General features: G+C 71.6%; 11 protein-coding genes. 2 read left to right on the forward strand and 9 right to left on the reverse strand.

What is annotated here, in order from left to right; genetic code table 11:
- Window positions 1-170 precede the first annotated feature (170 nt).
- On the reverse strand, window positions 171-1,709 hold the full coding sequence (locus B7X32_RS12675) for an MFS transporter (RefSeq protein WP_292720079.1): 1,539 nt from the start codon (window positions 1,707-1,709) through the stop codon (window positions 171-173).
- A 66-nt stretch (window positions 1,710-1,775) separates the two neighbouring features.
- Here B7X32_RS12675 and B7X32_RS12680 point away from each other — a divergent pair, with 66 nt between their 5' ends.
- Entirely contained in the window at window positions 1,776-2,336 is a 561-nt protein-coding gene (locus B7X32_RS12680) for a TetR/AcrR family transcriptional regulator (protein WP_292720082.1), read from the forward strand.
- Window positions 2,337-2,689: 353 nt separating this feature from the next.
- Here the strand turns inward: B7X32_RS12680 and serA are convergent, their stop codons facing one another.
- From serA to B7X32_RS12695, 3 genes are all read right to left on the reverse strand, one after another.
- A complete protein-coding gene (gene serA / locus B7X32_RS12685) occupies window positions 2,690-4,321 on the reverse strand; it encodes a phosphoglycerate dehydrogenase (RefSeq protein WP_292720085.1) in 1,632 nt (543 codons plus the stop codon).
- 124 nt (window positions 4,322-4,445) lie between these two features.
- On the reverse strand, window positions 4,446-4,784 hold the full coding sequence (locus tag B7X32_RS12690; protein WP_292720087.1) for a hypothetical protein: 339 nt from the start codon (window positions 4,782-4,784) through the stop codon (window positions 4,446-4,448).
- Window positions 4,781-5,314 (reverse strand): hypothetical protein, encoded by a 534-nt coding sequence (locus B7X32_RS12695; RefSeq protein ID WP_292720090.1) that lies wholly within the window; start codon window positions 5,312-5,314, stop codon window positions 4,781-4,783. Before B7X32_RS12695 ends, B7X32_RS12690 begins: the two co-directional genes overlap by 4 nt.
- An 84-nt stretch (window positions 5,315-5,398) precedes the next feature.
- Here B7X32_RS12695 and B7X32_RS12700 point away from each other — a divergent pair, with 84 nt between their 5' ends.
- Window positions 5,399-6,403: a hypothetical protein gene (locus tag B7X32_RS12700; RefSeq protein WP_292720093.1), complete on the forward strand. Its 1,005-nt coding sequence runs from the start codon at window positions 5,399-5,401 to the stop codon at window positions 6,401-6,403.
- Window positions 6,404-6,664: 261 nt separating this feature from the next.
- On the opposite strand, the gene B7X32_RS12705 is transcribed toward B7X32_RS12700, so the two are convergent.
- The 5 genes from B7X32_RS12705 to B7X32_RS12725 all read right to left on the reverse strand — a co-directional run.
- The gene (locus B7X32_RS12705) at window positions 6,665-7,396 is read right to left on the reverse strand and encodes a copper homeostasis protein CutC (RefSeq protein ID WP_292720096.1); all 732 of its coding nucleotides are present in this window, start codon (window positions 7,394-7,396) and stop codon (window positions 6,665-6,667) included.
- Window positions 7,393-8,742: an alpha-L-fucosidase gene (locus B7X32_RS12710; RefSeq protein ID WP_292720098.1), complete on the reverse strand. Its 1,350-nt coding sequence runs from the start codon at window positions 8,740-8,742 to the stop codon at window positions 7,393-7,395. Before B7X32_RS12710 ends, B7X32_RS12705 begins: the two co-directional genes overlap by 4 nt.
- Window positions 8,739-10,289, reverse strand: coding sequence for a M81 family metallopeptidase (locus B7X32_RS12715; protein ID WP_366246989.1), 1,551 nt, complete (start codon window positions 10,287-10,289; stop codon window positions 8,739-8,741). Before B7X32_RS12715 ends, B7X32_RS12710 begins: the two co-directional genes overlap by 4 nt.
- A gap of 84 nt (window positions 10,290-10,373) precedes the next feature.
- Entirely contained in the window at window positions 10,374-11,348 is a 975-nt protein-coding gene (locus tag B7X32_RS12720; protein ID WP_292720104.1) for an ROK family protein, read from the reverse strand.
- The coding region (locus B7X32_RS12725; protein ID WP_292720106.1) for a carbohydrate ABC transporter permease at window positions 11,345-12,034 on the reverse strand (690 nt) is incomplete at its 5' end. The genes B7X32_RS12720 and B7X32_RS12725, both read right to left, overlap by 4 nt.

The raw sequence follows: 12,034 nt of genomic DNA on the forward strand, positions 1-12,034 counted from the left end.
GAGGATCCCAGGCTATCGGGCGCCGGGACCCCTCCACGCGCGCATGTCACCCCTGCGTCGTCCCCGTCAGCGGAGCCCAGGGCGTGCGCTGACGGGGACGACTCGGAATGGGGTCGTCCCCCTCAGCGGAGCCCAGAGCGTGCGCTGAGGGGGACGACTCGCAATGGAGGTCAGCTTCCGAGGCGGCGGCCGAGGGTGAGCGCGGCGATCGTCGCGGCGCAGACCACGAGGACGCCACCGATGAGCGAGGTCACCATGACGCCGGTGCCGAATGCATCGGACGCCGCCTGCTGCAGCGCCTGTCCGAGCGCTGCCGGCAGCTGCTCCGCCACGGAGAACGCCCCGGCGAGCGTCTCCTTCGCGCGGTCGGCCAGAGCCTCCGGCACGCCCTCGGGGACGACCAGCGAGGTCCGGTAGAACGCTGTGATGATGCCGCCGAGGATCGTGGTGCCGAGTACGGCGCCCAGCTCGTACGCCGTCTCGGACACGGCGCTGGCCGCGCCGGCCTTCTCCGGCGGGGCCGCGGCGAGGATGAGCTCGTTCGAGACCGTCTCCGCCGCGCCGATGCCGATGCCGAGCAGCACGAACGCGACGATCAGCGGCGCGACGCCATGGGCGTGCGTGGTGAACGCCACGACGAGGTAGCCGGCCAGCGAGAACACCAGGGCCGCGGGCACCAGGATCTCGGGACGCACGCGCCGCGCGATCGGCACGACGACGAGGCCCGAGACGATCATCATCGCCATGCCGGGGATGAGCGCGAGACCGGCGTCGACGGGCTTGAGCCCGAGCACGAGCTGCAGATGCTGCGACACGTAGTACAGGAAGCCGACGAGCGCGACGACGCTCAGCAGGTTCACCAGGATCGCGCCGCTGAACATCCCGCGGCGGAAGAGCGCCATGTCGAGCATCGGGATCTCGGCACGCAGCTGGCGACGCACGAACAGCACGCCCATGCCCACGCCGACGACCACCAGGATCACGACGAGCGGGGTGATGCCGTCGACGGCGAACTCCTTGATCGCATAGACCACCGGCACCATGGTGGCCATCGACATCAGGATGCTGAGCGGGTCGATCCGGCCCGGGTTCGGATCGCGGCTCTCCGGCACCAGGATCGGCGCGAGGATCAGCAGCGGGATCAGCACCGGCACGGCGACGAGGAACACCGAGCCCCACGCGAAGTGCTCGAGGAGCACGCCGCCGACGATCGGCCCGAGAGCCGAACCCGCGGAGAACGCCGCCGCCCACACCGCGATCGCCAGCCGTCGCTGCTCGCGGTTCTGGAACACCGAGCGCAGCAGCGAGAGCGTCGACGGCATGAGCATCGCCCCGAAGAACCCGAGCAGCGCGCGGGCCGCGATCAGCAGCGCCGCCGTGGGGGCGAACGCGGCGAGCGCGGACACGAGCGCGAAGCCGGTCGCGCCGATCAGGAGCATCTTGCGCCGGCCGAAACGGTCGCCGAGCGTGCCCATCGTCACCAGGAGGCCCGCGAGCACGAGCGGGTAGACGTCGATGATCCACAGCTGCTCGACGCCGCTGGGGCTCAGGGCCGTGGAGATCTCTGGGAGGGCGAAGGACAGCACGGTGTTGTCGACGGAGACGAGCAGCACCGGCAGCATGAGCACGACCAGCGCCGCCCAGCCGCGCGCGCCGACGCGGGGGCCGTCTTCGGTCCCCGGCAGGGAGATCGACGCTGTTGCGGACATGTTGCACCTCTCGGATCCATCGCAGAAGGACGGTTACTTAACCGTCCGGATGGTATAGTAACAGACATGGCCAGACCTCCGCATGCCCGTGAGCGCGTCCTCGACGCCTACGAGGCTCTGCTCATCTCCGGCGGCGAGCGCACCGCGACGCTCGACGCCGTCGCTCGGGCCGCCGGAGTCTCCAAGGGCGGACTGCTCTATCACTTCGCCTCGAAGGACGAGCTCGCCGCGGCGATGATCGGCCGCCTCGACGCGCTCGCGGCCGAGGACATCGAGCGGATCCGCTCCGCGTCCGAGGGACCGGTCGAGTACTACCTGCGCACCTCGGTCATGATGGACGACGCCCTCGACCGGGCGATCGTCGCCGCGTCCTGCCTGGCCCAGAGCGGCAGCAGGGCCGCGACCGAGGCGCTGCACCGCATGCGCGAGGAGTCGGCCGCCGCCATCCGCCCGCATGTGCGCGACCAGGCGGCGCTCGATCTCGTGATGCTGCTCAGCGACGGGCTGTTCTTCAACAATGCGCTGGATTCGCACGGCCCGGCGGAGACCGCCGACGACGCCGTCGTCCCCTCCGGGGCCGACCTCGACGCGCTGGTCGCCCTGGTGCTCCGCTCCGTCGCGGACTGACCTCTCCCCCGTCCGGGCGCGCCGCGCCGGGGTCGTTGAGCGAAGACCCCGCAGGCGACCGAGACGAAACGCGGCACCCTGACAAGAGCACCGCGTTTCGTCTCGCTGCGCTCGCTCAACGACCCCGGAGAGTGCCGAGTCGGGCTCGAACGACCCCGTGCGCCGTGCCGCGGTCGTTGAGCGAGGACGCCGCGGGCGACCGAGACGAAACGCGGCACCCTGACAAGAGCACCGCGTTTCGTCTCGCGAAGACTCGCACTGAGCGAGCGCAGCGAGTCGAAGTGTCGCTCAACGACCCCGGAGAGGGGTCGAGTCGGGCTCGAACGACCCGGGGGGGGTGTCGAGCCGGGCGGTCAGGCCTCGACGAGCTCGATCTGACGGAACAGGTCGGCGTCGATCGCCTCGCGCACCTCGTCGAGGAGCGTGTCGGGGATCGGCGAGTCGAGCGTGAGCACCGAAAGCGCCTGGCCGCCGGCGGTCTCGCGGGCGATCTGCATGCCGGCGATGTTGATGCCGGCGTCGCCGAAGCGCTGGCCGTAGACCGCGACGATGCCGGGACGGTCGGTGTACAGCATCACGACGTGGTGCTTCTCGATCGGCAGCTCGACGGCGTGGCCGTTGATCGCGACGAGCTTCTCGATCTGCTTCGGGCCGGTCAGGGTGCCGGACACGGAGACCTGGCTGCCGTCGGCGAGCGCACCGCGCAGCGTGATGACGTTGCGGTACTCCTCGCTCACGTCGTCCTGCACGAGGCGCACGGCGACGCCGCGCTGCTCGGCGAGCAGCGGCGCGTTCACGTACGACACGGTCTCACTCACGATCGGCGTGAACACGCCCTTCAGAGCGGCCAGGCGCAGGACGCCGACCTCGTAGCCGTTGAGCTCGCCGTGCACCTCGACGTCGAGGCTCGTGAGCGGCGACTGCGCGAGACCGGAGAGGATCTGGCCGAGCTTCTCGGTGAGGGGGATGCCGGGGCGCACGTAGGGGTCGATGACGCCGCCGGCGACGTTCACGGCGTCCGGGACCAGGTCGCCGCCGAGCGCGAGGCGCACCGAGCGCGCGACCGAGACGCCGGCCTTCTCCTGAGCCTCGTCCGTCGACGCACCGAGGTGCGGGGTCACCACGACGTTCGGCAGTGCGGTGAGCGCACGAGCGGCGCTGCCCTCGACGGGCGGCTCGGACGTGAAGACGTCGAGGCCGGCGCCGGCGATCTCGCCGTTCTGCAGCGCGACCAGCAGCGCCTCCTCATCGATGAGGCCGCCGCGGGCCACGTTCACGACGTAGGCCGTCTTCTTCATCGCGCGGAACTGCTCCGCACCGATCATGCCGGTGGTCTCGGGCGTCTTCGGCATGTGGATCGTGAGGAAGTCGCTCTCCGCGACGAGATCCTCGAGGCTCAGCAGCTGCACGCCGAGCTGCTGGGCGCGTGCGCTCGTGACGTAGGGGTCGTAGGCGACCACGCGCATGTCGAAGGCCGCGAGGCGCGCTGCGACGAGCGCGCCGATCCGGCCGAGGCCGACGATGCCGACGGTCTTCTCGAAGAGCTCGGCGCCGGTGTAGGAGCTGCGCTTCCACGCCCCCGCCGACAGCGATGCGTGCGCGGCAGGGATGCGGCGCGCGAGGCTGAGGATGTGACCGACCGTGAGCTCGGCGGCGGAGACGATGTTCGACGTGGGCGCGTTCACGACCATGACGCCCGCGGCCGTCGAGGCCTTGATGTCGACGTTGTCCAGGCCCACGCCCGCGCGGGCGACGACCTTCAGCACGGGGGCGTGCGAGAGCGCCTCGGCGTCGATCCGGGTGGCCGAGCGGATCAGGACGGCATCGGCGTCGGCGAGAGCGGCGAACAGCGCTTCCCGGTCGGTGCCGTCCACCGAGCGGACGTCGAAATCGGGGCCCAGCGCGTCCACCGTGGCCGGAGACAGCGTCTCGGCGAGCAGGACGACGGGCTTGCGGGCGGACGTGTTCACGGCGTTCTCAGGCACAGAGATCCTTCGGGACAGGAGGGAGGGGGCCGATGCGCCGCACCGTTGGGGCGCGATAGTGCGAACACTCTACCCGAGCCCGCAGAGCCGCCCTGACCGTGTGACGGCCCGAGACGCCGCGCGTTCAGTGCCCGCTGGAGAGCGTGTAGCCCACCACGTCGAGCCAGAACACGGCCACCAGGCCCAGGCCCGCGAGCAGCACGAGCGCCACCGTGCCGAGCCGGCGCCGCCGGGTCGCGGCGATCGCGACGACGTAGATGACGGCGGGGAGGATGATCGCGAGGATCAGCGCCACCCAGGTCGTCGCCCCGATGGGCAGTCCCGCGAGCGGGATCGTGTACCCGATCGCGTTCCAGATCGCGTAGGCGTAGAGCAGTCCGAACACGCCCAGCAGCGTGTAGAAGATCCAGCGGGGACGCCGCGGATCCGCCTGCGGTGCGGTCGTCATCGACTCGGCGCTCATGCTCCCACCGTCCCGAACATCACGAAGGGCCAGGGCACCAGCAGGGCGGCGCCGGCGATCAGGGCCACGATCCGGATCCAGGTCGCGCTGCCGCGGGTCAGCACCCACGCGGCGGCGAACCACAGGATCGGTGCGAGGGCGGCGAGCCACATCCAGGGGAAGTACGTCCAGTCGCCCAGCAGCAGGGAGGCGCGCGGACGCAGCCGGAAGCCGCCCACGATCCAGCCCACGGCGAAGAGCAGGTACACGCCGCCGATGATCCCGTAGAAGACGAGCGCGGCGTTGCCGATCCCCGAGGGCTCGTCGTCGGCGTCCGCCTCGGCCTCCGTGGCGGGCGTCGTCCCGGTCGTCGCGGCGTGCTCCTTGGGAGGCGTCTCGACCGCGCGCTCCGCAGCCTGCACGGCCTCGGGCGCGGGGTCCGCCGGCGTCGGAGCCTGCGGTGCGGCGGGAGGCTCGTGCTTCGCGGAAGCGTCCGGCGCATCGGGCTCGTCGCCCTCCCAGCGCAGCGCGTCGTCCGGATCGGTCGTCATGCGTCCAGCGTAGCGACCGATATCCCCGGATCCGCGGGCCCTCGCCGCTAGGCTCGGGTCCAGCACCAGGCGGAAAGGACCACCGTGCCCGAGAACAGCAGCCACAAGCCCGCCCGAGCGGCGGCCAGCAAGCCCGCGTCGACCGCGTCGAAGGCCGCGGCCGGCGCCGACGGTCCGGCGGATCCCCCCGCCGGCTGGACGCCGACCCCCGAGGCCAAGGCCACCGCGACCCGGTTCCGCTGGATCGCGGCCGTGCTCTGGGCCGTCGCGATCGCCGCAGAGGCCGTCGGCATTTTCTGGCTGCTGCGTCAGCGCCAGGTCACCGGCGGCGACGGCCAGTACGTCCGCAACCCCGACACCGGCCTCCTCGAGCAGCAGGGCGCGACGACGACCTTCCCGCAGTGGGCGTTCATCACGCTCCTCGTGCTGTTCGTCGTGATCGCCGCGCTGTCGATCACCGGATCCTTCCTGTGGAAGAAGGCGAACCGCCTGGATCCGGCCCGGCGCTCCGACACCGTGCGGTTCTTCGTGCAGAACCAGCTGGGCGCGATCATCGCGATCATCGCCTTCGTGCCGCTCATCATCATGGTGTTCCTGAACAAGGACATGAGCAAGGGCCAGAAGACCACCGCCGGCATCGTCGGCATCGTGCTCGCCGCTCTCGCGGTCGTGCTCGGCATCGACTTCAAGCCCTCCTCCGTCGAGCAGTACACCGCCGACCAGTCGACGGTGATCCAGCTGCTCGGCCAGGACAAGGTCGTCTGGGTCGACGGCGGCACCGTCTACCACGTGTGCGAGCAGGTGTCGGCGATCCAGACCGGCAGCGACAAGCGCACCGGCACGACCGCGCAGGCCGTCGAGGCCGGGAAGACCCGCCTGACGCTCGAGTTCGCGTCCGAGCTGCGCAAGTGCGGCCTGGCGGTTCCGGAGAACTCCCCCGCCATCGCCGACGCCCTGCGCGCCATCCGCGACGGCAAGACCGACACGACGCTGCCCGCCCCGGTGTGGGCGAACGCCTCCGACGCGCCGATCAAGATCCCGGACGCCTCGCAGTCGGGCTCGACGCCCGCCCCGACCAGCACCCCGTGATCCCGCTCCTCCGCTGAGAAGCGGCGAACACACGAGCGCGACGTCCCGCTCGGGGCGTCGCGCTCGTCTGTTCTCTGGGGACGTTCACTCATTCTCCGGAGATGGAAAAAACGCTGCCCGCCCACCGCTCTCCGGTGCGATTCCCATCTCGAGGGTCGTATGCGGCCGACGTCGAGATGGCTTTCGCCGCTTGCCGACCGCTCGCGGCAGCAGTTTCCATCTCTCGGTGCCAAGACGCGGAGTCGGGCCTCCCGCCCGAGGTCAGCTCCTGCCGCGCACCGCCGCGTCCGCACGGCGCACGATGTCGGCGTCGGTCACGTCGAAGCCGGTGCTCCCGCCGCCCGGGCCACTGGGCGCGGTGTCGCCAGAGGGCCGTCGTGCGGAGAGGTGGATCGCGTCGACGCCGCACGCGGCGAGCGCGGGGATGTCCTCGACCCTCACGCCGCCGCCGGCCATGATCTGCAGTCGCCCGGCCGCGGCCTCGGCGAGAGCGCGCAGGGTGTCGATGCCCTCGATGCTGCGTGCGGCGCCTCCGCTCGTCAGCACGCGGCGCACTCCAGCGTCCACGAGATCGTCGACGAGGGCCGCGGGTTCCGGCACCGTGTCGATCGCCCGATGGAAGACGAGATCCGCGTCACCGGCGGCCTCCCTCCAGCGCTCGAGGGCGCGGAGATCCACCGCGCCGTCCGCGGTCAGGGCCCCGACCACGACCGCACCCGCGCCGCGCCGGACGACGCCGGAGACGTCCGCGGCGACGAGGTCGATCTCCTCGGCGCTGTAGACGAACCCGCCGACGCGCGGCCGGACCAGCACGGCGACGCGCCGGGGGTCGCCCGCCACGGCCAGCACGGCGTCGACCGTCGCCCCCGAGGGCGTGAGGCCCCCGGTCGCGGCGAGCGCCTGGCAGAGCTCGACGCGATCAGCGCCGCCCTCGAACGCGGTCCTCGCCCCGGCCGGCCCGTCGACGGCGATCTCGAGCGCGATGCGCGTCACGGGACCACCGTGAGGGTGGCGACGGGCTCGGCGCGGAGCCCCTCGGGGATGCGCACGATCCTCGTGCCGTCGCCGGACGCCTCCGACTCCGCCGCGGAGCCGTCCGCCCAGTGCGCCGCCCCTTCGGCCAGTTCGGCCGGAACGCGGATCTCCCCCGTGCTCGGGTCGAGCGCATGCACGTGCACCCCGGCGCCGGACTGCGTGTAGCGGCGCGGCTCGCCGGTCTCCTCGCCGAAGCGCACCCACGGACGCGTCCCGTGGATCGCGTCGCCGTTCATACGCATCCAGGCGCCGAGGTGGCGCATCGTCCGGCGCTGCAGCTCGGGGATCCGCCCCGCAGCGTCCGGACCCACGTTGATGAGCAGGTTCCCGTTCTTGGAGACGACGTCGACGAGCATCCGGATCAGGTCAGGCCCGGACAGCGTCTGGCGCTCGTCCTCCGCCTGGTTGTAGCCGAACGAGTAGCCGAGGCCGCGGGTGGACTCCCACGGTGCGTCGAGGATGCCGGGGATGTGGGTGTACTCGCGTGTGAGGAAGCCGTGGTACGGCACTCCCCACCGGTCGTTCACGACGCCGTCCGGCACCCGGTCGAAGTAGCGGCGCAGCAGCGCGGCGACCGCGAAGTCCTCGTGCCCCTTGCCGCCGTCCGGCCACTCGATGTCGTTCCAGAGCACGTCGGGCGAGAACCGCTCGACGAGCTCGTCGAGCTGCGCCGCCGCGTAGCGCGAGAAGTGCTCGTCGTTGCGACGGTAGCGGAACAGATCGGTGTCCGACTCGATCGCGGGGAAGTCGCTCGCGTGCCAGTCCAGTGCCCCGGAGAAGTACACCCCGAACCGTGCGCCGGCACGACGGGTGGCGTCGTGGAGCTCCGCGATGAGGTCGCGCCGGGGTCCGCGGACCACCGCGTTGAACCCGGTCGTGCCGGTGTCCCACAGGCAGAAGCCCTCATGGTGCTTGGTCGTCGGGATGACGTAGCGGGCCCCGGCGTCCACCAGTTCGCCGACGAAGGCGTCGGCGTCGAAGGACGACGCGTCCCAGAGATCGGCGAGATCCTCGTAGGACGTACCGGGTCCGTAGAGCTCCTGGTGACGCTGCCAGGTCGGGCTGCCGGCGATCCGCACGGTGTTGCCGTACCACTCCGCGTACTGATGCCAGGCGTAGGCGTCCTCGGTCGGGATGTTCACGCCCTCGCCGTGCTGCACGGCCCAGGCGGGCACCGAGTACAGGCCCCAGTGCACGAAGAAGCCGAGCTTGGCGTCGCGGTACCAGTCCGGCACGCCGGCGGCCGGGTATGCGGGCGCGGCGGATCCGAAATCGGGTCCGGTGCGCTTCTCGAAGTTCATCATGCGGGCAGCTCCTCTCCGCGGCAGCTCACATGCGCGGCGAGCGCGGGGACGCCGTGGGTGTCGAACGGGTAGACGCCGGGCGCGAGCCGGTGGTGGCCCAGACGCAGCAGATCCTGATCCACGCCGCCCGGGGTGAGCGCGAGCGTCCAGTCCGCCGCGAGGTCGTAGAGCTCGGGCTCGAGGTAGCCGATCTTCACGATCACGATGTCGGCGGTCTCGGGATCCAGTCCCAGCATGCGGAAGTCGTCGAGGTGGTGGAACGGCTTGCGGCGCTCGGTGACGATCGCGTGCACGCTGCCGGAGCGGATCACGACCTGGGTGCCGGCGTCGGGATCGCCCTCGGCGATCGAGAACACCTCGCCCGAGAGGGTCACGGGACCGCGCGGACCCGGATCCACTCGTCCGCCGACCTCGAGCGTCACGGTCGCACCGACGCCGGCCGCCACCGCCTGCGCCACCGCCGCCGCGTCGAACACGGATGCGTGCACGACGACCCGCCCCTGCTCGGCGAGCTCAGGGCGCGAGAGCAGTTCGCCGAGCGTCCAGGAGACGTCTCCCGCCCCGCCCGCCGTGGGGTTGTCCCCGGAGTCGGAGATCACGTACGGGCGCGCGGCCTCCGGAGCGAGCGCCCGGTCGAGCGCCTCGCCGAGGGTGGCGGTCGGTCCCACGAACACGAAGTCGGCCCGCGCGTCCCAGTACTGCCTGGCGAGGCGCTCGGCCTCCCGCGCGATGACCGCGCGGTCGTCGCCGGTCACCATCACGATCGCCATGTTGCGCGGCTCATCGGCCCACGCGTAGCCGACCCAGATCGCCGCGTCCACGACGCCGTCGAGCTCCTCGACATCCGGCAGCTGCGCGTAGAGGCCGCGCGCCGGCTCCAGCCGGGTGCTCGTCTTCTCCCCCGGCAGCAGCACGGGCACGGGCACCCACGCCTTGTAGGGACGGCGGCGCAGCGGATCCGATCCGTGCGGACCGCGCAGGCGCGCGAGCAGGTTCCACACCGCGCGCTCCTTCGTGTTCATCCAGTCCTCATGCGGCGCCATCCGGTAGCAGGTGAGCAGATCCAGCGCGTCGCGCAGCACCTCCGAGACGTTGCCGTGCAGGTCCATCGAGGTCGTCACCAGCACGTCGTCGCCGAGTTCGGCGCGCACGGCCGCCGCGAGGTCGCCCTCCGCGTCCTGCATGCCGACGACGCTCATGGCGCCGTGGATGTCGAAGAAGAATCCGTCGAACGGTCCGGCGGCGGCGATCTCGGCGCGGATGCCGCGCACGATCGCCTCCTTCATCCGCAGGTAGGTCGCGGGCGCCACGGCTCCGCCCGGCAGCGAGCGGCCGTGGTGGATCGGTACCCATTCGGCCGCCTCGCGCAGCTCACGGCCCTCGTCGAGGAACGGGTAGTAGCCGAGGAGGTCGGCGCCCTCCCGGATCGTGAAGGCCTCGTCGCCGGAGATGTGCGGCGAGAACGTGCTGGACTCGATCGAGATCCCGGCGATGCCGATCCGGGGGCGGACGAGCCCTCCGTCCTCGACGACCGGGAGCGGCCCCATCCAGACCGTGTCGGCCTCGGGGCGGATGTTCGGGGTGGGCGCTGTCATGACGGCTTTCGTTCCTTCTCAGGCGGTGCGGGCGGTTCAGACGGTGGCGGGCACCGGATCGGCGAGTCGTGCGGAGGCGAGCGCCGCGGCTCCTCGGGCGACGGCGTCGGCCGAGATCTCGGCGGGGACGATGCGCAGCGGGAACCCCGAGACCGGGGCGTCGGTGCGCAGCGTATCGAGGATGCCCGGCTCGAGCAGGTCCCAGGCCTCGCGCACCCCGCCGCCGATCACGACCATCCCGAGATCGAGCAGCGAGGACGCGACAGACGCGGCCAGAGCCGTCGCCCGCGCGGCATCCGTGAAGACGGCCAGCGCCGCGGTCTCCCCGGCCCGCGCGCGATCGGCGATCTCCGGGGCGGAGGCGTCGGATCCGGTGGCCGCGCGGTAGCGGCGCGTGATCGAGGTGCCGGAGGCGAGCGTCTCCAGATGTCCGGTCTGCCCGCAGGTGCAGACCAGGTCGCTGAAGCCGGGCGTGTGCCCGATCTCCCCCGCCGCGCCGTGCACGCCGTGGTGCACCGCGCCGTCGAGGGCGATCGCGCCGCCGACCCCGGTGCCGAGCATGATGCCGAGCACGTCGCTCTCCCCGCGGGCCGCGCCCCAGCGCAGCTCGCCGAGCAGGAAGGCGTTCACGTCGTTCTCGACCCACACCGGCGCGCCGAGGCGGGCCTCGAGCTCGTCGGCGAGCGGGAACCCGCTCCAGTCGGTGAATGTGGCGGAGGCGGCGACGACGACACCGCGCTCCTGGTCGATCACCCCGGCGGCGCCGACGCCCGCTCCGGCCAGCGGCGCGTCCAGCGCGCCGCACAGCCGGAGGACGAGGTCGGCCGCGGCATCCGCCATCGCAGGGCCGCCCTCCGCGGCAGGGGCGGGCACGACGCCCTTCGCCAGGACCGCTCCGCTCTCGTCGGTCAGCACGGCGGAGATCTTCGTCCCACCGATGTCGATGCCCGCTATCACGGGCGCACTCGTCTCCCGGTGCTGCACGGCACCGGATCCTTCATCCTGCGTCATCGTCCGCCGAGCCCCGCCATCGCGATGCCCTTGACGAGGTGCTTCTGCAGCACGATCACGAGGACCGTGGTCGGCACCATCGAGATGATCGCCGCCGCCATCTGGAGATCCCAGCGCGTGCCGGTGAGGCCGGAGAAGGTCGCAAGACCCACCGGGAGCGTGCCGTGCGCGTTGTAGTCGACCGTCACGATCAGCGGCCACAGGTAGCTGTTCCAGAAGGAGAGGAAGGTGAAGACGGAGAGCACCGCCACCGCGGACTTCGCGAGCGGCAGGATGATCTGCAGGAAGGAGCGCAGGGGGCCTGCGCCGTCGACGCGGGCCGCCTCCTCGAGCTCGTACGGGATCCCGCGGAAGAACTGGCGCATGAGGAAGGTTCCGAACGCCGTGAACGCGAACGGGAAGATCAGCGCCTGGTAGGTGTCCACCCAGTTCAGCCACTGCATGACCTGGAACATCGGGATGACGAGCACCTCGGCGGGGACCATGAGGGTCGCGAGGAAGAGCACGAACACCGCGTCCCTGCCCCTCCAGCGCAGCCGCCCGAAGGCGTAGCCGGCGGTCGTCGAGACGATCAGCACGACCAGCGTGCCGGCGATCGCCACGAAGAAGGAGTTGCCGATGTACGTGAGGAACGGGCCGTACGCGAACACGTCGGCGAAGTTCGACCAGCGCACCTCGGAGCCGAC

The organism is Microbacterium sp. 13-71-7 (genome assembly GCF_002257455.1).
In the GTDB taxonomy this organism is placed as follows: domain Bacteria; phylum Actinomycetota; class Actinomycetes; order Actinomycetales; family Microbacteriaceae; genus Microbacterium.